Annotated in this window: 15 protein-coding genes and 1 riboswitch; of the genes, 7 read left to right on the top strand and 8 right to left on the bottom strand. The window is 38.4% G+C overall.

Going from position 1 to position 23,224, the window contains the following annotated elements; all coding sequences use genetic code 11:
- Nucleotides 1-208: 208 nt before the first annotated feature.
- A riboswitch (cobalamin riboswitch) is annotated at nt 209-561 on the top strand.
- A 143-nt stretch (nt 562-704) separates the two neighbouring features.
- From CKJ95_RS15205 to CKJ95_RS15195, 3 genes are read left to right on the top strand one after another with little or no spacing between them, the layout of a single operon-like run.
- Nucleotides 705-2,993, top strand: coding sequence for a ribonucleoside-diphosphate reductase subunit alpha (locus tag CKJ95_RS15205; RefSeq protein ID WP_099354293.1), 2,289 nt, complete (start codon nt 705-707; stop codon nt 2,991-2,993).
- 14 nt (nt 2,994-3,007) lie between these two features.
- Nucleotides 3,008-4,054 (top strand): ribonucleotide-diphosphate reductase subunit beta, encoded by a 1,047-nt coding sequence (locus tag CKJ95_RS15200; RefSeq protein ID WP_099354292.1) that lies wholly within the window; start codon nt 3,008-3,010, stop codon nt 4,052-4,054.
- Nucleotides 4,055-4,056: 2 nt separating this feature from the next.
- Nucleotides 4,057-4,512, top strand: coding sequence for a flavodoxin domain-containing protein (locus CKJ95_RS15195; RefSeq protein WP_099354291.1), 456 nt, complete (start codon nt 4,057-4,059; stop codon nt 4,510-4,512).
- On the opposite strand, the gene CKJ95_RS15190 is transcribed toward CKJ95_RS15195, so the two are convergent.
- Nucleotides 4,509-5,660: an MFS transporter gene (locus CKJ95_RS15190; protein WP_180271533.1), complete on the bottom strand. Its 1,152-nt coding sequence runs from the start codon at nt 5,658-5,660 to the stop codon at nt 4,509-4,511. The genes CKJ95_RS15195 and CKJ95_RS15190 overlap by 4 nt on opposite strands.
- Before the next feature lie 102 nt (nt 5,661-5,762).
- Nucleotides 5,763-8,429: a cation-translocating P-type ATPase gene (locus CKJ95_RS15185; RefSeq protein WP_099354289.1), complete on the bottom strand. Its 2,667-nt coding sequence runs from the start codon at nt 8,427-8,429 to the stop codon at nt 5,763-5,765.
- A 218-nt stretch (nt 8,430-8,647) separates the two neighbouring features.
- Between CKJ95_RS15185 and addB the strand changes: the two genes are divergently transcribed.
- The 4 genes from addB (at nt 8,648) to CKJ95_RS15165 (ending at nt 20,588) form a co-directional block, all read left to right on the top strand.
- Nucleotides 8,648-12,136, top strand: coding sequence for a helicase-exonuclease AddAB subunit AddB (gene addB, locus CKJ95_RS15180; protein ID WP_099354288.1), 3,489 nt, complete (start codon nt 8,648-8,650; stop codon nt 12,134-12,136).
- The gene (gene addA / locus CKJ95_RS15175) at nt 12,129-15,890 is read left to right on the top strand and encodes a helicase-exonuclease AddAB subunit AddA (RefSeq protein WP_099354287.1); all 3,762 of its coding nucleotides are present in this window, start codon (nt 12,129-12,131) and stop codon (nt 15,888-15,890) included. The genes addB and addA overlap by 8 nt, the downstream gene beginning before the upstream one ends.
- Before the next feature lie 130 nt (nt 15,891-16,020).
- Nucleotides 16,021-17,205 carry an exonuclease SbcCD subunit D gene (locus tag CKJ95_RS15170; protein ID WP_099354286.1) on the top strand — a complete coding sequence of 395 codons (1,185 nt, stop codon included), beginning with the start codon at nt 16,021-16,023 and terminating at the stop codon, nt 17,203-17,205.
- A complete protein-coding gene (locus CKJ95_RS15165; protein WP_099354285.1) occupies nt 17,202-20,588 on the top strand; it encodes an AAA family ATPase in 3,387 nt (1,128 codons plus the stop codon). Before CKJ95_RS15170 ends, CKJ95_RS15165 begins: the two co-directional genes overlap by 4 nt.
- Before the next feature lie 516 nt (nt 20,589-21,104).
- Here CKJ95_RS15165 and CKJ95_RS15160 read toward each other — a convergent pair.
- The 6 genes from CKJ95_RS15160 to CKJ95_RS15135 form a co-directional block, all read right to left on the bottom strand.
- Nucleotides 21,105-21,323: a spore germination protein gene (locus CKJ95_RS15160; RefSeq protein ID WP_099354284.1), complete on the bottom strand. Its 219-nt coding sequence runs from the start codon at nt 21,321-21,323 to the stop codon at nt 21,105-21,107.
- Between the two features lie 70 nt (nt 21,324-21,393).
- The gene (locus CKJ95_RS15155; RefSeq protein WP_099354283.1) at nt 21,394-21,777 is read right to left on the bottom strand and encodes a spore germination protein GerPE; all 384 of its coding nucleotides are present in this window, start codon (nt 21,775-21,777) and stop codon (nt 21,394-21,396) included.
- A gap of 5 nt (nt 21,778-21,782) precedes the next feature.
- Nucleotides 21,783-21,962, bottom strand: coding sequence for a spore gernimation protein GerPD (locus CKJ95_RS15150; protein ID WP_099354282.1), 180 nt, complete (start codon nt 21,960-21,962; stop codon nt 21,783-21,785).
- Nucleotides 21,959-22,585 (bottom strand): spore germination protein GerPC, encoded by a 627-nt coding sequence (gerPC, locus tag CKJ95_RS15145; protein WP_180271532.1) that lies wholly within the window; start codon nt 22,583-22,585, stop codon nt 21,959-21,961. Before gerPC ends, CKJ95_RS15150 begins: the two co-directional genes overlap by 4 nt.
- A gap of 67 nt (nt 22,586-22,652) precedes the next feature.
- Nucleotides 22,653-22,871 (bottom strand): spore germination protein GerPB, encoded by a 219-nt coding sequence (locus tag CKJ95_RS15140; RefSeq protein ID WP_099354280.1) that lies wholly within the window; start codon nt 22,869-22,871, stop codon nt 22,653-22,655.
- Nucleotides 22,872-22,885: 14 nt separating this feature from the next.
- On the bottom strand, nt 22,886-23,107 hold the full coding sequence (locus tag CKJ95_RS15135) for a spore germination protein (RefSeq protein ID WP_099354279.1): 222 nt from the start codon (nt 23,105-23,107) through the stop codon (nt 22,886-22,888).
- Between the last annotated feature and the right edge of the window lie 117 nt (nt 23,108-23,224).

Here is a 23,224-nt window from a genome sequence, read left to right as displayed (position 1 = left end):
TCCTTTTATAAAATCAGTAAGTTGCCCTACACTATGATTTCTATTTAATAAAGATATCATACACTTTTTCCCCAGGAGAAAAATTAAAAGGTATTATTTCTCGAGAAATAATTGTCATTTTTTGTCTTGCTAAAATAGTAGGTGTCCCTTATTATTAAATGTAATAGTATATATTGATAGATTTTGAATATTAACAACTACATATTGTGTTTAGCCTTGGGAAAAAGATGCCAATTGTGCTTAAAAGGGAATCTGGTGAAAATCCAGAACTGCCCCCGCAACTGTAAATGCTGACGAAATGAACAGGCCACTGTATAAGATAACTTTAGTTAGAGAGTTCAAATAGGAGGATGAAAAGGACCAAGAAGTTCGAGGCGGCGAAGCTTTGAGTAACGGAACGTATGTAATTTATACGTGAGGAACGGAAGAGCAAGCCAACAAAGAAATTCGAAGTGTCATTTTCACCGGACTATTTGAATGTCCTCTAAGGTGCTTATATGGGAAGGGTTCAAAGTAGAGTGAAGTATTAGTCAGGAGACCTGTCTTTTCTTAAGATGTTTCACCTTCTTCGGGGATTGGGAAGATGAAACGGTGGCGACAGGTAGGGCAACTCTTGTGCTCTCTTGATGTTATCGTTTCATCCGCTCAATTCAATTGGGCGGATTTTTTATTTTAGCGAATAAATTGTTAAGGGAGAGAAATAGATGAATATTACAACACAAGGGGAATTGGATTCAGTTTTACACTCGCTTGAATATGCAGAAAGTACCTACCAGCTCGACACGACCGAAATTCGAAACAAATTGGATGGAATGAATTTCAAGACATTTGAAGCAAACCAGCATGCACTTTTTTATTCCTTAAATAAAATTGCCATGGATCAACCCAACTGGACATATTTAGCGGCAAATCTCTATTTAAATGAACTGTATGAAAAAGCTGCAACTAATAGAAATTACAACAGTGCTCTAAAATATGGCAGTTTGTATGAGTTGCTACAGGAACTAACATCAAAAGGAATATATTCTAATGAATTAATAAACTCCTATTCTAAGGAAGAAATACTTGAACTAGGAGATGTCATTGATCCTTCTAAAGATCATTTATTTACATACATCGGTTTATTTTTATTAGCGGATCGCTATCTTGCAAGGGATTACGAACGAAATATTTACGAACTTCCACAGGAGCGATTCATGATAATCGCGATGACATTAATGAAGCATGAGGTAAGGGAAGTTCGTCTTACTTACGTGAAAGAAGCCTATTGGGCGTTAAGTAATTTATATATGACAGTCGCTACTCCTACTCTATCAAATGCAGGTAAAAGCTTTGGTCAGTTGTCCTCTTGTTTCATTGATACAGTTGAAGACTCACTTGATGGAATTTATTTAAACAACTGGGATATTGCTAGATTATCAAAAGATGGTGGCGGAATTGGTGTATATTATGGCAAGGTTCGCGCATTAGGTTCTGACATAAAGAAATTTAAAGGGAATTCTTCTGGGATTGTTCCATGGATTCGCCTTATCAATGATACAGCAGTAAGTGTTGATCAATTAGGACAACGCCAAGGAGCAATTGCTATCTATTTAGACCTTTTCCACAAAGATATAATGAATGGCTTTCTAGATTTAAAAACAAATAATGGAGACGAAAGGCGTAAGGCGCACGATATTTTTACAGGGGTTTCCGTACCTGACTTATTTATGGAAAAGCTGCAAGAGGTAGATGAGAATGGCAGAAGTATTGGGGAGTGGCACACTTTTTGTCCACATGAAGTAAAGCAAATCATGGGTTGGAAAGATGAGAAAGGAAACCCATTAGGTCTCGAGGATTTTTACGATGAAGAGGATGAAAAATACTTCACTGAAAAATACGTGGAAGCTGTGAACCATCCACTTTTACCACGGAAATCCTATCGTGCTATGGATGTCATGGCAAGGATCATGATTGCTCAATTAGAAACTGGAACACCATACATGTTTTATCGCGATGAAGTAAATCGCCAGAATCCGAACAAACACCTTTTAGGAACTGGACGAACCTCGATTTTTTGCAGTAATTTATGTACAGAAATCGCTCAAAATATGTCAGCAACAGCGATTACGAAGGAGTTTATCGACGATGAAGGAAATATTGTCATCATTCGAAAACCAGGTGATTTTGTGGTTTGTAATCTCTCATCTGTTAATCTACCAAGAGCTATCGGAGACGATGTCCTTGAACGATTAATTCAAATCCAGGTTAGGATGCTTGATAATGTTGTCGATTTAAATACGATATCGGTTAAACAAGCTGACCTTACAAATAAGAAGTTTCGAGCAGTAGGATTAGGTACCTTCGGTTGGCATCATCTTTTAGCATTAAAGGGTATTTACTGGGAATCAGATGAGGCTGTTCAATTTGCAGATGAACTATATGAAGCAATTGCTTATCAAGCAATCAAATCATCGATGGAGCTAGCGAAGGAAAAAGGAGCTTATAGTAAATTTAAAGGTTCTGAATGGGAATCGGGCATCTATTTTACTCGCAGAAAGTATTCGTCGGAACGATGGAGGAAGCTTCAAGAAAATATATCTAAACATGGAATGCGCAATGGCTGGCTAATGGCTGTGGCTCCAAATTCATCGACAGCTAAAATCGGAGGTTCCACAGATGGAATTGACCCAATCTATGCGGCTGAATATGCGGAGGAAAAAAAGAATTTTAAGTTTAAAGTTACCGCCCCAGATATCAATCATAAGACGTACGAGTTTTATCGTAAAGCACGTCATGAGGTGGATCAGATTTGGAGCATTAGACAAAATGCAGCACGCCAACGTCATATCGACCAGGGAATTAGCTTCAATTTGTATGTGAGACATGACATTAAAGCAAAGGACCTTTTACAGCTTCATTTAGAGGCGTGGAGACAAGGACTTAAGACAACGTATTATGTGAGAAGCACGTCACAAGCAGAAATTGAAGAATGTGAACTATGCCATAGTTAAGGAGGATCAAGCATATGACGAATAATCAGCCATTAACAAAAATAAAATTGTTTAATCCAGAGTATCCGAATAAATCAACAGGAATCATTAATGGAGAAACCTCAGGACTATTGAATTGGAACGATATCGCATATCCACAAATGTATACACTCTATCAAACCTTGCTTTCGAATTTTTGGAAAGCACAAGAAATTAATATGCAGGATGACATCAAACAATGGGACCAATTAAGTTCTATTGAAAAGGATGTGTTTTTACGAATCAACACGCAGCTTGCATCATTAGATAGTTTGCAAACACCGACAATGAACCAGGTAATGGATTATGTGACGGACTCTAGTTTTAAAGCCATTTTTGCAGTGATTTCGCAACAGGAAGCCGTTCATAATGAATCATATTCTTATATTCTGAGCTCACTTGTGCCTTTACCTGAACAAAAGGAACGTTTTAATCAGGCGAAGGAGGACCCAATTGTCCGAAAAAGGAATCAATTGATTCTAGAGGCTTACGAAGGTTTTAGGGAAAATCCAACTCCGGAAAACTTATTTAAGTTAGCAATTAATTCGATTAATCTAGAAGGCATCTATTTTTATGCAGGGTTTGCCTTTTTCTATAATCTAGCTAGGCAACAAAAAATGCTTAAGACTAGTACAATGATTAGCTATATTCAAAGGGATGAAATGCAACATGCATATTTCATTGCACAATTTGTTCGAATTCTTTTATCAGAGAACCCAGAATTGAATACCGAAGAAAACAAAGAGTATGTTTATAAATCAATTGGACAGGCAGTGGAACTTGAAAAAGAGTGGGCACGCTATATTTTAAAAGACATTGATGGAATTGATTTACGTGAATTTGAAGAGTATGTCGAGTACCTTGCGAACAAGCGCTTCCGTCAACTTGGATTTCAAAATCTGTATGAAGAAAAAGAAAATCCAATGCCATGGATTCAGGTATTTAGTGATGAGATGATGAATGATACCAAATCTGACTTCTTCGAGCAAAAATCACGGACTTATACAAAGGTATCCCAATCCAATGGATTTGATGAGCTATAAGTATGAAGGTCGCCATTGTCTATACATCAATAACAGGCAATACAGAGGAAGCAGCAAAAATCATCAACTATTATATGAGAAGGTATACAAGTGAGTGTTACGTTTATCAGGTGGAATACTTTCCTTATTACGAATTAGGATCATTTGATGTCATTATCATAGGGACCTATACATGGGGGGATGGGGAAATTCCGCACGAAATGCTTCGGCTTTATCGAGCTATTGAGAACGGTCCTACAAACGGTATTGTAACAGGAGTTTTTGGTACTGGGGACCAATGCTATCCGAATTTTTGTGGGGCGGTTGATGAATTTCGCGATATGCTTTATGTACACTCGAAGTTAGCGGCGACCTTAAAAATTGAATTAATGCCACAACGGATCGATGAGCCTCGGTTTAAGCGCTTTGCCCAAGTTGTAACAGAACGAGTTAATAGTCAAAAGGGTATCACTGTCTAGTGGTACCCTTTTTCATAGGATAATTTTAATCGCATGCTTAAGGCTATATTGAAGATAAACACTCCAATAAGGCTTACTAGTAAAATAGGAAAATCTAAAGCTGAGGCTATAATCGGACCAAAGCTAGCGCCGGTTAATAATGTAAAGGAATATAATGAAATAGCGGAACCACGTGCGTGTTCTCCCAATTTGCCTACTAGGGATATAATCGAAGGGAAGAGCAATGATATTGAAGCAACAAAAGGTATGCTTAAAACAGCAATAACTCCTGGTGTTTTGGACATTAAAAGACAAAGTAGGCTAGTGGTAGCTAAACTTAATCCAATTAATAATGTTCGACGGTCGCCGAATTGTTGAACCAATTTTCCTGTGAATAGAGATAGAGAAGCTCCGATAAGGCCAATTGCCCTGATCTTGAATAATGTCTGTTCGTCGACCCCATGCCGTTCATTTAAGTATTGACCGATGCCATCATAAAATGAAATAAAGGATAGCAAAATTGAAAAAGTGATTAAATAGCAAATGACTAATGAAGGGTTTTTTACGATTTTATAAAAGTCTTGTAAGAGAGAGGCATCGGCTTCTTTCGTAAGTGGCACACTGGGGTATATAAACAGACTACCTATAAAAAGGACAAGATAGATCCCGGCAAAACTATAAAAAACATACTCCCAACCATAAAAATAAGTGATACTTGAGCTCATGAGCTGTCCAAGGATTCCTGCAATTAAAAAACCGCCATTGATAAGGGCAAGAACTAGGGTTTGATGTCGCACTGGAAATATTTCAAATGTATAGGCGAACGCAACCGGTGCAAAGCTTCCAAGAGCAATCCCTTGCAATCCTCGAAAAACATATAGACTTGCCTCATTAAAGGAAAAACCAACTAACCAGGTCGTAACAATTGAGAAGAATAAGCCAGAGACGATCACTTTTTTTCTACCTACTCTTTCAGAAAGTGGACCAAAGGTTAGTAATCCTATCGCATAGAAAAATGAAAAAATGCTCCCACCAAGCACGGCTTTTTCAATCGTAATATCGATGGAATCTGAAATGCTTGGATAAATGGGGATCAAAGTATAAATGTTGGAGGCTACAAATATGCCCGTAATAATAAGCAAAAATGCTACAAGAAATAACCGATTCAATATAAACCACCACCTCTTTGTAACATATGCCTAACTTAAAATGCGGGTTCAAAAAAAATAGGCCTAGTGCAGAAATATCATGCACTGGACCTTCTTGAACGTTTAAGCAGAAAATATTCGTTTCCATACTTTCATAAATTCATTTCCTATAACAGGTACAATGGATAGTCCAAGAATGAGAAGCCAATCATTACCTGTAAGAAAATGAATTCCAAATACATTGTTGAAGAACGGGATGTAGACAAGCCCGACTTGAATGGCGATACCTAAACAGATTGCGGCGATTAAGTATTTGTTTGTAAATAGTCCCACCTTAAAGATCGATTTCTTACGACTTCTGAGATTGAGAGAGTGAAATAATTGAGAAATACTTAATGTAATAAACGCCATTGTTTGAGCGTGAATTAATGCATCTGCTGTAATGTTACTATAATTAATTGAAAAGACTGAGCTTGCACCAGAATAGAAACGTAGGCCTTCTACAAATGCAAATAAGGTAATAAAACCAATTAATAACCCATTCAATACGGTGAAGCTACCACTCCCTTTGGAAAAGATGCTTTCCTTTGGATCCCGTGGTTTTTCCTTCATCACATCGGGATCATCAGGATCCATCCCTAATGCAATTGCGGGAAGGGTATCTGTAATTAGATTCACCCACAGAATTTGTACGGCTGTTAATGGAGCGGGTAATCCAAGTAAAATACCAATAAATAACGCAGTAATTTCTCCTAGATTACAAGAGAGTAAAAATAAAATCGATTTCTTGATATTTTGATAGATATTTCTTCCATGTTCTACTGCTGATACAATTGTAGCGAAATTATCATCTGTAAGGATGATATCAGCGGCCCCTTTTGCAACATCTGTACCTGTGATCCCCATGGCTACTCCCACATCAGCCTGCTTTAATGAAGGAGCATCATTTACACCGTCACCAGTCATAGAGACGATATGTCCATTATCTTTTAATGCTTTCACAATACGCACCTTATGCTCGGGGGAAACTCGTGCAAATACGCGAACAGTTTTCACTTTTTCCTGTAGCTCCACATCACTAAGTGCTTGTAGTTCTTGGCCAGTCAACGTTTGTGCCTCATGGTTTGCTATTCCGAGTTCAGACGCGATTGCCAATGCTGTCTTTTGATGGTCACCCGTAATCATAACGGTCTGAATGCCCGCATCTTTACAAGAGGCAATCGATGCTTTCACTTCTTCACGAGGAGGATCTATCATACCGATTAGGCCAAGGAAAATAAAATCTGATTCTAAGTTGTCATCAAGGCTGTCATCTTCTGATACATTTTTCATAGCTACAGTTAGAACACGTAAGGCCTTATCAGACATTTTTCCTGCTGCTTGTAGAATACGTTTTTCGTCAATATCAGTAAGTGGGGTAACTTCCCCATTTTTATAAATAGCTGTTACCCTAGGTAATATGCTCTCCAAAGCTCCTTTTGTAAAGGAAACAATCCTATCGTTATCTTCGTGAACAGTTGTCATCATTTTTCGATCAGAGTCAAAGGGTAGTTCGTAGATCCGTTTGAAGGAATTTTCAAGTTTCTCTTTATGCAAGCCAATGTTCAACCCCGCTTGAACAAGTGCAATTTCGGTTGGATCTCCTGTACTTTGATCCTCAGAAACCTGGGCATCATTACATAATGTAATCCCATAAAAAAAAGGATGGCTTTGTGCGAAGTCAGAAGGAACCTCACCAATCTCCTGATAACAATCATCCATAAATATAGTGGTGACTGTCATTTTGTTTTGCGTTAGCGTTCCTGTTTTATCCGAGCAAATCACACTTACTGCACCTAAAGTTTCCACGGCAGGTAGCTTACGTACAATCGCATGATGCTTAATCATCCGCCCGACACCCATAGCGAGTACAATCGTCACAATTGCAAGAAGACCCTCGGGAATCGCTGCGACCGCCAAACTAACAGCAATAAGGAACATATCCAACGGTTCTCTACCTTGAAAGAAACCAATGAAAAAGATGACAATGGAAACAATAATCGCGCCTATTCCTAAGAACTTACCTAATTCATCTAATTTCTTTTGAAGAGGGGTTGTTTCTTTTTGTTGTTTGCCAAGCATTCTAGCAATCTTTCCGATTTCCGTATTCATACCTGTATCAACAACGATGCCAATTCCTCTACCGTAAGTTGAAAGAGTTGTCATAAACGCCATATTCCTTTGGTCACCAATGGATGCCTCGTGACTTGTAATTAAAGTAGCATTTTTTTCAACTGGAACAGACTCCCCTGTTAAAGTTGATTCTTCGATTTGCATATTCGCTGATTCTACGAGGCGTAAATCAGCAGGGACATAGCGCCCAGCATCTAAAACGACAATATCACCTGGTACAATTTCTTCAGATGGAATTTCCCTCAGGACCCCATTTCTTTTGGCAATCGCTTTTGGAGTGGACATTTTCTTTAGTTCTTCTAAAGCTTTTTCAGCCTTAGATTCCTGAACAACCCCAATTACAGCATTAAGAAGGATAACGATAAAAATAATGGCGGCATCGGCCATTTCGCCAACAAAAGCCGAAATAACAGCTGCAGCAATAAGTATGTAGATTAACATGCTATTAATTTGAACCCAAAACATTTTTAAAATCGATGTTTTTTTGTGATCCTCGAATCGGTTTGGACCAAATTTTCGAAGTCGTTCAGCGGCTTCACTTTCTGAAAGCCCTGCTTCAATATTTGTGGTAAGTTCAGTTTCTACATCTGCTATCGATTTCTTGTACCATTGTGACATTAACATCACTTCTTTCTACATAATAAAATCTTCTCATTCAAATATATTGGAAGTACCTTACAAAAATTATAACATCCTGAAAAATAGCAGATTGTGAGGGTTCTTTGACACTTTCTAGAATCTGGATGATGATACAATTCACTGTTCGACATTTTTTTTGATACAATTAGAGGATAAGAATGAAACGAATGATTCTTCTCTCTTTAGGAGGTTACTATATGTCTTTACAATTTATATTGGGACGTGCTGGTACAGGGAAATCATACACATGTCTTGAAGATATTCGATTAAAGCTTCTTGACGACCCAACAGGTTCTCCGATTGTGTATTTAGTTCCAGACCAAATGACGTTCCAATCAGAATATGATTTAATCAACACACCTGGAATTGGAGGTATGATGAGAGCTCAAGTTTTCAGTTTTACTCGTTTGGCATGGCGGGTTTTGCAGGAAACAGGGGGAATGAGCCGTTATCACGTGAATAATGTTGGAGTGAATATGCTCCTTCGTAAAATCATTGATTCCAAAAAACAGGAACTCAAGGTTTTTTCTCGTGCTGCTGATAAAAATGGATTTATTACACAAATGGAAGAAATGGTTGCGGAGTTTAAACGATATTGTGTCACTCCTGAAACTCTTGAAGAACAAAAACAAACAGTTGCATCTGATAACAAAGTACTTTCAGATAAACTACATGATCTTCAACTTTTATATGATGAATTAGAAAAACATCTATTTGAGAAATACGTAGATTCAGAAGATTATTTACGACTTTTAGCGGAAAAAATTCCTCAATCTACCTATGTTAAAGAAGCAGAAATCTGGATTGATGGATTCCATAGTTTTACCCCTCAGGAGCTTGAAGTCATAGGGCAGCTTATGAAAGTCTCAAAGAAAGTAAAAATTGCTTTAACGATTGATAAGGGGTATGAAGTTCCACCACATGATTTAAGTCTTTTCCGAATGACTGGAAAAACCTATCAATCTATTATTCAGTTCGCTCAAGAAAATAACATAAAGGTTGAGGAGCCCATTTTGTTAACAAGTCAATACCGATACTCCTCTGAACCTTCGTTAGCACATTTAGAACGATATTTTGATGAAAGACCAACAGTTCCATATCAAGGTCAGACGTCAATCACACTAAGCCAAGCGGTGAATCGACGTGCTGAAATTGAAGGGATTGCGCGTGAAATTCAAAAATTAGCAAGGGATAAAAATTATCGATATCGTGATATTGCGATTATGATTCGAAATACGAGTGATTATCATGAAATTATCGAAACGATCTTTCAAGACTATCACATCCCATTTTTCATTGACCAAAAACGATCGATGTTAAATCATCCATTAATTGAATTGATTCGTTCAAGTCTTGAGGTCGTAAATAGCAATTGGCGCTATGAGTCTGTATTTCGTTGTGTTAAAACAGATCTCCTATATCCTTTTGGTGAAGAGATTCCAACACTTCGAGAGGACATGGACAAGCTTGAAAACTATGTCCTTGAGTACGGGATTCAAGGCTATAAATGGACAAATGGTAAGCGATGGAAATATAAGCGGATAAGGGGTTTAGAGGATTCAGACCTACCGCAAACAGACAACGAACGTGAATATGAGGACAAGCTAAATGACCTTCGAGACATGATTGCCCGCCCATTAGTTTCCCTCGGGAAACGTCTTCAAAAGGCGAAGGACGGTAGAGGGATGTGTGAGGCTCTTTTTCTTTATTTAGAGGATCTTGAAATCCCTGCAAAAATGGAAGAGTTAAAGTTGAACGCAGAACTCGCTGGACGACTTTCGGAAGCAAGAGAAAATGATCAGGTGTGGAATGCTGTTTTAGAACTACTAGATCAATATGTTGAAATCGTTGGTGACGAAAAAGTTTCCCTTACTACGTTTAGTAACATGATTGAAACTGGTTTGGAAAGCATGCGATTTGCACTAGTGCCGCCTGCGATAGACCAAGTCCTTGTCGCAAGCTTGGAACGGTCAAGATTTTCAAACATTAAATGTACCTTTATTATCGGTGCGAATGATGGTGTCCTTCCTGCACGTCCAAATGAAGAAGGTGTATTTTCGGAGTCAGACCGAGAAACATTAGGTGATGCTGGTTTACAATTAGCGCCAGGAAGTCGAGAGACTCTTTTAGATGAAAATTTCCTTATTTATTGTGCACTAACTAGTCCACAGGAAGCTTTGTATATTAGCTATCCTTTAGCTAACGAAGAAGGAAAGTCACTTCTTCCATCACCAATCATAAAACGTCTGAAGGATCTATTTCCAAGTGCAGAAGAAAAGTTTTACATGAATGAACCTTCTGAGCTACCAGCTATAGAGCAGTTAGAATACATTGTGAATCCTGATGTTGCCTTATCTTCATTGGCAACACAATTACAGGCTTGGAAAAAGCAGTATCCAATTCAGGATTTATGGTGGGATGTATACAATTATTTTGCAAACCACGATGAAATGAAAGATAAAAGTCAGCTTGTATTAAGTAGTTTATTTTATAAAAACAAACCGAAAAAGCTATCAAAAGAAATAACGGATGCCCTATATGGTGACCATATTCAAGGGAGCGTTTCTCGAATGGAAGTGTTCCAGGGCTGTCCTTTCTCCCATTTTGCAAGCTATGGACTTCAGTTGAAAGAACGGAAAGTATTCCGCTTGGAATCTCCTGATATCGGTGATTTATTCCATGCCGCATTAAAGAATATTGCCGACTTTTTACGGAAGAATGGTATCGATTGGCGGGACTTAACAAAAGAGCAATGTGACAAGTTAGCTATAAAAGCAGTAGAAGAATTAGCTCCACGATTACAGAAAGAAATTTTATTAAGCTCAAACCGTTATCACTATATCATGCATAAATTACAAAAAATCATCAGTCGTGCATCAAAGATTTTAAGTGACCATGCGAAGGCAAGTGGCTTTGCCCCAGTAGGAATTGAGCTAGGCTTTGGAAAGAAGGGGCCACTTCCACCAATTCGTTTTAATTTGGATAATGGCAGTACAATGGAGCTCATAGGTAGAATAGACCGCGTTGATAAAGCAGAAAGCTCAAATGGTGTGCTTTTACGAGTGATCGACTATAAGTCTAGTCAAAAGGCACTTAATCTTTCAGAGGTTTATTATGGACTTGCTCTACAAATGTTAACGTATTTGGATGTAATCATTACGCATTCGAAAGATTGGATCGGTACTGCTGCAAAACCTGCAGGTGTTCTATATTTCCATATCCATGATCCATTAATTCATTCAAATAAAGTACTGTCTGAGGATAAGATTGAAGAGGAAATCTTTAAGAGATTTAAAATGAAAGGACTCTTATTAGGGGATGAGGAATCTGTTCGTTTAATGGACCAATCACTCGGGACAGGCTACTCCCAAATTGTTTCTGCAGCCATTAAGAAGGACGGTAGCTTTTACTCTAATTCACAAGTTGCAAGTGAAGAAGAATTGGGATATCTTCGCAACCATGTACGTGGAGTCTTTAAAAACACTGGAAACAGGATAACAGATGGTGAGATTGATATTGCACCATATAAGCTTAAGGATAAAACCCCTTGTACGTTCTGTTCGTTTAAATCTGTTTGTCAGTTTGACCAAAGTTTAGAGGAAAATAAGTACCGAGTTCTCCCAAATGAAAGTAAAGACGTTATCCTCGAGAAAATTCTAAATGGAGGTGTGAAAATTCATGACTAATCTCATACCAAAACCAGAAGGAAGTCAATGGACCGATGATCAATGGAAAGCAATTGTCTCAAGTGGTCAAGATATTTTAGTCGCAGCTGCAGCGGGTTCTGGTAAAACGGCAGTCCTCGTTGAGCGGATTATCAGAAAAATATTATCTAAGGAACATCCAGTTGATGTTGACCGTTTACTTGTTGTGACTTTTACAAATGCATCTGCGGCTGAAATGAGAAATCGAATTGGAGAAGCACTAGAAAAAGCATTAAAGGAAGATCCAGCCTCCTTACATGTTAGACGTCAACTTAGCTTACTCAATCGTGCTTCAATCTCAACGATTCACTCTTTCTGTTTGGAGGTCATTCGGAAGTTTTACTATTTAATTGACATTGACCCTGGATTTCGAATAGCAGACTCAACTGAGGCGGAGTTAATGCGGGATGAGGTAATGGAAGAACTTTTTGAAGAGCATTACAGCAAACTCGAAAACACGAATTTCTTTGACTTAGTTGATCGTTTTACGAATGACCGCACCGATGTTGAATTGCAAAATATGATTCGGAAACTATATGAATTTTCACGAGCACATCCAGCGCCTAATGAGTGGCTTAAGCAAATTGTGGAAGATTATCGAGTAGATGATCAGAGTTTGGATCAAACCCCGTATATTCCATATTTGTTAGCGGATATTTCTCTTCAGCTTGAGGGGGCAAAAGCTAATTTAGAACATGCGATGGATTTAATTCGAATGCCTGGGGGACCTGCTCCAAGGGCAGAAAATATTGAAGCAGACCTTGAACAGATCCATCGACTCTTACATGCGAAGAACCACTCATGGACGGCTCTTTATCATGAAATGCAGACTCTAGTGTTTGGGAGAGCGAAGCCTGTTAAGGGTGATGAGTATGATGAAAATCTGAAGGAACAGGTATCAAAGCTCAGAGATGACGCGAAAAAGCTGGTTGAAAAAATAAAGGAAGATTTGTTTAGCCGTCCTCCAGAAAGCTATTTAGACAACATTAAAGAAATGCAGCCTTCGATCGAGATGCTTGTTGAACTTGTAATTGAATTCGGTGACAGATTTCAGAAGGTAAAAGAAGAAAAGGGGCTAGTTGACTTTTCTGATTTAGAGCATTATTGCCTTGAGATTCTACGAAAAGGTGGGACTTCGTCAGACGAGTTAGTGCCTTCCGAAGCAGCGCTTGAATACCGGCTCCAATTTGAAGAGGCTTTTGTGGATGAGTATCAAGATACCAATATGGTACAGGAGTCCATTTTAAAGCTCGTAACAAAAGACGGAGAAGCAACTGGAAATATGTTTATGGTTGGGGATGTGAAGCAGTCGATTTACCGTTTCCGGCTTGCAGAACCAATGTTGTTCTTAAGTAAATATAAAAGGTTTACCCAATTAGGGGAAGATACTGGATTAAGAATTGATTTATCGAAAAACTTCCGTAGCCGTGCAGAGGTCTTGGACGGAACGAATTATTTGTTCAAACAAATCATGGGTGAAGCCGTTGGTGAAATCGAATATGACGATGATGCTGAGCTAAAACTAGGCGCTGATTATCCCGAAAGTAGTCAAATGGCTGCTGAACTATTGTTAATTGATAAGAATGGCCAAGAAGTGGCAAGTTTTGAGCCAGAGGATAACGAAGAAGATGAGGAGCCAATGATTCTCTTTGACGAGGCAGAGCTTGAAACAGCACAGCTTGAAGCTCGCGCGATGGCGAAGCAAATCAAGGACATGATTTCTTCTGGGTTCCAAGTGTATGATCGTAAAGAAAATCGAATGAGGAGCATAACTTATCGCGATATTGTCATTTTGATGCGTTCAATGCCATGGGCTCCTCAAATTATGGAGGAATTCAAACAACAAGGCATTCCGATTTATGCCGATCTTTCAACTGGCTATTTTGATGCGACAGAAGTCAGCGTTATGATGTCATTATTGAAGGTAATTGATAATCCATACCAGGATATTCCACTCGCATCCGTTTTACGTTCACCAATTGTTGGACTTGAAGCCGATGAGCTTGCCAAAATTCGAACGTATGAAAAAAACAGTCCTTACTATGAGGCGTTGAAAGTATTTCTAAAAGAAGTATCCTTTGATGATGCAACACACGGGAAAGTATCCGATTTTTATCATAAATTAGATAGCTGGCGTACAAGAGCAAGAACAGGTTCATTATCTGATTTGATATGGCAACTGTACCGAGAAACGTACTTTTATGATTTTGTAGGAGGCATGCCTGGAGGAAAGCAACGTCAAGCAAACCTTCGTGCCCTGTACGACCGTGCCCGTCAATATGAAGCAACATCCTTTAGAGGCTTATTTCGATTCTTGCGTTTTATTGAACGCATGCAGGATCGTGGGGATGATTTAGGTACAGCTAGAGCCCTTGGTGAACAAGAGGACGTTGTCCGCCTTATGACAATTCATAAAAGTAAGGGACTAGAGTTCCCGGTTGTGTTTGTTGGTGGACTTTCAAAGCAATTTAACATGATGGATTTAAATAAAAAATATTTATTAGATAAGGAGCTTGGATTTGGAACGAAATATGTGAATCCAACGCTTCGGATTAGCTATCCAACTCTACCAATGCTTGCGATTAAGAAGAAAATGCATCTAGAACTAATCTCAGAAGAAATGCGTGTCCTTTATGTTGCCCTTACGAGAGCAAAGGAAAAGCTATATCTTGTAGGTACGGTGAAGGATGTAGAAAAGCAAATTGGTAAATGGCAGGCCACACTTCAAAACAAAGAATGGTTAATTGCAGACCATTTAAGAGCAGGTGCAAAATCCTATTTAGATTGGATCGGCCACGGTTTAATTCGACATAAGGATGCCGTGTTGCTACGAGGGGAAGAAACAGTAGACCAGCTCCCAGACGATATCGTAAATCATCCAGCAAAATGGGAGATTAGGACAATTCCAGCTGTAGAGTTACAAAAAATTGAGGTTGAGGAAGAAAGCAAGCAAGAACTAATAGAGGCAGCAATGAAAGATGGAAAGCCAATTCCAGTTAGTAGTGAACTTTTAGAAAGAATTGAACATCAATTAACTTGGAAATATCCATTTAAATCTGCAGCAAATAAACGTTCCAAACAGTCTGTTTCAGAAATCAAAAGACAAAGAGAGAGCATGGATGAACATAGTGACACACTCTTTCTTCCAAAGTTCCGCTCAAGTTCTGCAGACCGGCCAAGGTTCATGCAACAAAAATCATTAACACCTGCAGAACGTGGTACAGCGATGCATATGGTTATGCAGCATATTAGCCTTAGTGAACCAATAAATGAAGAATCAATTCGTGAGCAGATTCAAAAAATGGTTCATCATGAATTAGTAACACAGGAGCAGGCTGATGTTATTGATGTAACAAGTATTTTGGGATTTTTTAAATCGGATCTTGCAAAGCGTATGCTTACAGCTGAAAATGTAAGACGAGAAGTTCCGTTTAGTGTAGCTATTCCGGCTATTGAAGCCTATGCGGACTGGTCTGATGAACAACAGGAAAATGTCCTCATCCAAGGGGTCATTGACTGTATTTTTGAAGACGATAAAGGAATTGTTCTGATTGATTATAAAACAGATACGATAACGGGGAAGTTCAGAAGCTTTGAAGATGCAAAGCCTGAGCTTGAAGACCGTTATCGTGTACAGCTTGAATTATATAGTAAGGCCATCGAACACATTTGGAGAAAACCACTTACAGAAAAGTATTTATACTTTTTTGATGGTGGCCATTTGTTAGAGGTGTAGTTTAAGAAGTACTGCTCTTACTTAAGGGCAGTACTTTTTATGTCAATTTCCAGTTAACTCTACCATTTCAAGGCAGCCTCCTATGTTAAAATAATAGTACTGGATTACGGTTTAGAAAGGGGACTTTCAAATGAGAATTCTTCACACCGCCGATTGGCATTTAGGTCGATCACTTGAGGGAAGAAGTAGATTAGAAGAACAAGCACAATTCTTGGATGAGCTTGTAAAAATTGTCGAGGAAGAAAAAATCGATGTTGTGCTAATGGCTGGAGATGCCTTCGATACAGTGAATCCACCAGCTGCAGCTGAAAGCTTATTTTATGAAAGTATTTCTCGTTTATCAAATGGAGGTAAGAGACCCATATCAATTATTGCAGGAAACCATGATAATCCTGACCGCTTGTCAGCGGCATCACCACTTGCACACGGTCAAGGAATTCAATTACTGGGCTTGCCAACGATGGATGTCCAAACCATCTATGTACCTTCTACAAATGAAACTCTTAAACTAGCAGCGTTACCATACCCGTCTGAGTCACGATTGGCTGAAGTACTATCTGAATCTCATGAAGAATTAATGCTTCGCGATAAATATGACCAACGGATTCAAGGGATTTTTGAACAAATGAGTAAAGCTTTCACACCTGAAACGATTAATATCGCAATGAGCCATATCTATGTGACAGGTGGCAGTAGCACTGATTCTGAGCGACCAATTGAAGTGGGCGGAGCATACACCGTTGCAGCCACAAGCCTACCGGAAGCAGCACAATATGTTGCATTAGGGCATTTGCATCGCCCGCAAATGGTATCAAGAGCGAAAACAATGGCAAGATATTCAGGTTCACCATTAGCCTATAGTTTCTCAGAGGCTGGTTATGCGAAGTCAGTCACAATTTTAGACGCAAAACCTGGCCAGCCGGTTGAAATGTCTGAGGTATTTTTATCAAGTGGAAGGCCACTTGTAAGATGGAAGGCAAAAGAAGGGCTCTCTCAAGTATACAGTTGGCTTGATGAAGGCAAGGATGCAAACGCATGGATTGACCTTGAAATTCATGTAACAAATGCGTTATCAATCGAAGAGATTCATAGATTGCGTAAGTATCATAGCGGATTGATCCATATTCGGCCTGTATTTGAAGAACTTGAAAAAGATAAACTGGAACGGACTGTAAGTACGAATACCCCAATCGATGAACTTTTTGCACGTTTTTATGAAAAACAAACTGGTGGGGCTAAACCAGAGCCTGAACTTACAAAATTGTTTTTAGAACTCATAACCGAAGACGAAGATGAGGAAGGTGACGAAGCATGAAACCAATTACACTCACAGTAGCGGGACTTCATAGCTTCCGAGAGAAACAAACTGTTGATTTTGGCTCCCTTTGTGAAGGTGGAGTTTTTGGGATATTTGGTCCGACTGGAAGTGGAAAGTCCTCAATCCTTGATGCTATGACACTCGCCTTGTACGGAAAGGTGGAGCGCGCATCGAATAATACCCATGGGATTCTGAATCATGCAGAAAATCAGCTTCATGTTTCTTTTATATTTGAACTTGAAAATGCCAAAGGAACAAAGCGATATATGATTGAACGTAGCTTTAAACGACAGGACGACTTAAAGGTCAAATCTTCAGTGAGTCGGATCATTGAAGTAGGTGAGGAATCTGTTGTCCTGGCTGATAAAATTGGTGATGTCAATCAGTGCGTACAGGATTTATTAGGCTTGACGATTGATGACTTTACGAGAGCAGTCGTGTTACCACAAGGAAAATTCTCTGAGTTTTTATCACTGAAGGGTGCGGACCGTAGACAAATGCTTCAACGTCTATTCAATCTTGAACAATATGGGGACAAGCTTAATAAAAAGTTAAAGAATAAAGTAACGACAGCAAAAAATGAGTTGAACGAAGTAACAGCTGAGCAGACTGGTCTAGGGGATGCTTCAACAGAAGCAATTGAAGCTGCGGAACAAGAGCTAAAAGAAACAGAGGTCCTTCTTAAAAAACGTCAAAACGAAGTTAATAAAATAGATGCTGATTTTGAAAAAAATAAAAATATTTGGCAATGGCAGCTGGAAAAGAGTGTTCTATCACAAAAATTAGTTGAAATTGAACAAGAGAAACCGCAAATTCTTCAGCTAGAGCAAAAACGGAAGAACGCAGAAACAGCTGCTCTTATCCTGCCATATCTGGAGGAATACGAAACCGCGAAGGATGCTTTAGAAAAAGCAACTGTTCGTTATCAATCCCTACAAACCCAGTTAACGGCAAAAAAAGAGGAAAATAAAATCAAGGCTAATGATTATCATCAGGCACGTCAGGAAAAGACTGAAAAGCTACCGTATTATCTAACCAAGAAGCAAAAGCTTTCAGATGCGATTATTGTTCAGGAAAGAGCAATCGGGCTTGAAAAGGAAGTAAATGTTCTAAAACAAAAGGTGAATAACTTACAATCACTTGTACGTGAAAAACAAAATCGGATTGAAGCGATCACAGTTTCCATTACATCAGATTCAGAAATGCAAAAAGAACGGAGAGAAAAACTATCTCAGTTAACTGTTTCAGCCGATGTTCGTGAAGAGCTTCAAAAAGCGAATCAAATGAAACAATCCATTATGTTCTCCACAGAAAACCTTAAGGAACAACAGACGGAAATGGAAAAGAGTCGAGTACAGCTTGAGCAAACGCAAGAAAAGCTACATTCTCAAAATGAGACTCTTGCCCAAGCTAAACACAAAATGGAAACCATCTTTATAAAAAATGCATCAATATATGAAACGGTTTGTGAACGGGATAGAGAATGCGAAAAAGTTATAGGAGTTGCTGAGGTTAAATTATCTAGGCTCAAGCAAGAATTAGAGGATAGCCGTAGAAAGAATCTTGCCATCAGACTTGCTAGCCAGCTTCAATCTGGGCAACCATGTCCAGTCTGTGGTTCTACCCATCACCCAAATCCAGTTGTTCATGAGGATCATGGAGATGCCTTAGAAACACAAATTGAAAAATTGACAAATGAGATAGCAACAGCACGTAATATGAAACAGGAGTTTTCTACATTAAAAATTAAACTTGAACAAATTTCTGGGGGACTTGTACAAGAATATCCAGGTGAAATGACTATCCCTCCAAAAGCTAATATGGTGGTAAGCGATCAGGAAATGGAAGATGTCACCGAAAAACTTCAATTTCTACTTGTCGAACAAAAATCATTACATCAGGATTACTTAAAGATTCAAGAAACAGGAAGAAAAGTGATCCAAGAGATTCGAGCGGTCATGCAAAAAGTAAGTCAGCTTGAACAGACCATATCAATGAGCACGAAATCCTATAATGAACTGGAAGTGCGTGTTGCGAGTTTACAAGAAAAAATGAAGGAACAGTTCATGAATTGGAAGCGAACTTTCCCTCAGCTTGATCTAGAAACAATCGAAGCGAAGCTTGGGGAAATCTCGAAAAATGATAAGTTGGCACAAAGTCTTTCTGTTGAAATCGAAAATGCAAATAATGTATTAGAACGAAAAGAACAGGAAAAGAAGAAATATCAGGATGACTGTAATACCATTGATCGCCAAATTGTTGAACTCAATTCAACCTTAAAGGGTAAACTCGAGGCATTAACAGAGGCACATGAAAAGCTTTCAAAAGAAGTTGGAGACAACAACATCAAACAGCTAATGGCTGAAACCGAGCAAATGGTTAAAAAGCTTGAAGAAACTGAGAGTATCGCGTATGAAGCTTGGCAAATGGTCCAATCACAATGTCAAAAACTCGAAAACGAAACCCATGCCGCCTTACAGGCCTTACAAGATGGTAAGGTTCGAAGTGAAAAAGCAACAGCAAAATGGACTGAAGTGCTTGAGACTACAAGCTTTAATACAATATCCGATGTGAAGGAATCGCTTCTTTCCAAACACGTGCAGGAAGAACTAAAAAAACAAATTGACTTGTTTTGGGATCGTTACAAGCAAATCCAAACTGATTTGCAAAAAGTAAATGATTTACTTAATGGTGAAGAACTAACAAAAGAAAAATGGGAAGAAATCCAAATAATCCGTACGGAAATGAAAGAGATGCTAAATCAAGCAGTAGAAGCGAAAGGAGCAGCTTTAAAAGCTCTCCAAGTGCTTTTAGATAAACATGAGCGTTTCAACGAGCTTGAAGATAGACGCATCGAATTAGAAAAATTAGTAGAGCAATATAATAAGCTACAATCCGTATTCAAAGGAAATAGCTTCGTAGAATATATTGCCGAAGAACAACTCGTTCAAGTAAGTCATGATGCTACAGAGCGTCTTGGTATTTTGACAAGGCAGCGTTATGCTGTTGAAGTGGATTCGCAGGGCGGATTTATTATGAGGGATGATGCAAATGGTGGTGTAAGAAGACCTGTGACAACCCTTTCCGGTGGAGAAACGTTCTTAACATCATTGGCGTTGGCATTATCACTCTCTGCTCAAATCCAGCTAAGGGGAGAATATCCATTACAGTTCTTCTTCCTAGACGAAGGTTTCGGAACACTGGACGCAGATTTATTGGATACAGTTGTATCGGCACTTGAAAAACTTCACTCAAAACAGTTAGCGGTAGGCGTCATTAGCCATGTTCAGGAATTAAGGGCAAGATTACCAAAACGTCTAATTGTTGAACCAGCAGAGCCTTCGGGCAGAGGTACGCTTGTCAAATTAGAATCTTTATAGAAATAGAAAAAAGGCCAGAAATGGCCTTTTTCTTCTGAACAATGCAAGTAATTGCCGAAACATTCGTGGTTGAAACATATTCATTATGCTGTTGCGGTATACCATTTATCGTAAAACGAAGTGGAGGTATACCGAAAAGAGCCTAATCGATATAGCATTTATCGTAAAACGAAGTGGAGGTATACCGAATAAAGCCTAATCAATATAGCATTTATCGTAAAACGATATGGAGTTATACCGAATAGAGCTTAATTGATATAGCATTTATCGAAAAACGAGATGGAGGTATACCGAATAAAGTCTAATCGATATACCACTTATCGAAAAACGATGTGGAGGTATACCGAAAAGAGCTTAATCGATATAGCATTTATCGTAAAACGAGATGGAGGTATACCGAATAAAGTCTAATCGATATACCACTTATCGTAAAACGATGTGGCACTATACCGAAAAAACATTAGCTTAAGAATCTAGCCAATCGCATCGGTTAAAATTACTTACTCTTAGTTTTTTCTACGCATTCTTTTTTATAAGTTGGTCTGCAAAATCTTCATCATTTGTAGTTGTAGCATTCAAACCGTTATTTGTACAGATAAAGTCACCTGTATTCAACGAGCCTGAGCCTGAATATGTCTTGCCTGTGCTCTTTGGTGAAACATAGAAGGAGTCACCGAAATTCACAACTCCACCACCGACACTATTTATTTTGATTGGTCCTACTATTGAGGGCATATCGCGTCATCCTTTTAAGTGTACAATTTAATTTATCATACTACTACTTTATGAAAAACTAGGTATTTCGTTACCTGTTCGTTTTTGATTTGTCATCAAGGAGCTTTCGAATATGTTTTACCTTTGATTCAGTATGAATGGTTTCCGTTGAGCCAATTTGCATAACGGCAGCAGACGAAACTCCAATGACCTTTATGGTATCTACCTTAATAACTGGGTTTTGATTAAATATCTCCATTTTAACGGTTTCGGCCACTTTTACTTTCGGAAGTTCCCTTGAAAAAATAGGATATTGTGAAAAATCCCCTTCATTTGTAAAAAAAAGTGGAACCTCTCGTTGTACCGCAAGTGCCTGAGAAACAGGGGTGATTCTTTTGGAGTCTCCAATTTCTAAAATACTACTAAAAGATACAGAATTGACATAAATAAGGTCAACAACGGATATTCTTTGCATGGACATCAACCTTGTGGTGCTAATGGAACGTATGGTCCAATAATCAATGATTCCGGTGGAGTATCAAAGGCAGATGCCATTGAAATTGTTTTAGCGTCCCCGATAATAAAAACAGATGAAGTGGATACTCCAACGATTTCAATATTCCCAACATGGATTTCTTTATTTACAACAGTAAAGTTCATGTATTTTGACCTTCTTTCAAATTATCTGGAAGATTATTCAGATAAGCTGTAATTGAGTTTTGAATATCCATTTTTATTCTGTCAACAATGGCTGAATATACCTCATGTATCCGTGTAGGATCTTGGAGTTCAGCTTGCTTTTGTTCTAAATAAAAAATAATCCGTTCATTGATTTGATTACGAATATCTTCTACAACAAACTGAACATGCTCGTCAGGGATTGAAGTCCTTTGTTGGTTTAACTTACTTTGGATATAAACCGAGCAATCATTACTTAAGTATTCATCAATTTCATTTTCAATTTCACCAATTAAGTCTTTATGGGTATGTCGGACGTCAGGTATATTCATCTTACTTTGTGAAACTGCAAAATCTTCAATTTGTTCTCCGTTCATAGGGTTTAATCCGATATTTAATGTACCTTCTAACGTTTCAACCTTAAGTTGATCAAATTTATATTCGATTTTTTCTATATGAGTGGTTGGCTTATTCTTGATTTCTTTAAGTTCTCCCTGGATGAGCTGCAGTGTCTCTTCTAATTGTGCGATTCGTTGATTCTGTTGTTCGATATAGTAATGAAGGCTTCGGATATAAGAGTTGATTTCATAAGGATAAGTGTACAACGGCATTCACCCTTTCTATAAACATTTATGGTTTACAGTATGCATGCACATTAATATGGGTGAATGCCTATGAAGGAGTTGGTGCAACAAGTGGAACGTTTGGTTTTGTACCAGGTGAGGTTTTAGCTTCGATTTCTGGAGCTGGTTCCGTAAATTCTCCTGTGTTATAAAGGTGAGATGATGGCTTTATCAGACCAGCGCTTCCAATTTGTAATACCGATGAATTACTAACACTGCCTACTCGCAATGTATGAATACAAATACTTTGGTTAATATAAAAGTTCATGTCCTCATCCCTCCTTAAGCATTCCCAACAATGACATTGTCAATTTTATCTGTATCGTAAGTGTTCGTAACACTTTGATTATTATAGACTCGAAGACCATCCCCTGTATTAAATGAGCCAGCCCCTGCAAAAGTCTTAGCAGTGCTGGTAGGGGAGATTTGAAAGACATCACCAATATTGAAGACACTGCTATTTCCAACACTATTTACTTTTACGGCTCCTACGATTGCTGGCATACAAAAACACCCTTTTACAAAACGAATTTGAAGAATTACGAATAGTGATAACATCTGTACGGATATTAACAGTTTTTTTATTCTATGAGAAATGCCCAGAAGATGTGATTTTTTAAC

It is taken from the genome of Fredinandcohnia onubensis, assembly GCF_002734285.1.
In the GTDB taxonomy this organism is placed as follows: Bacteria; Bacillota; Bacilli; order Bacillales; family Bacillaceae_L; genus Ferdinandcohnia; species Ferdinandcohnia onubensis_A.
The sequence above is the reverse complement of the archived record's forward strand: the minus strand, read 5'-3'. Positions and strand labels throughout refer to the sequence as shown.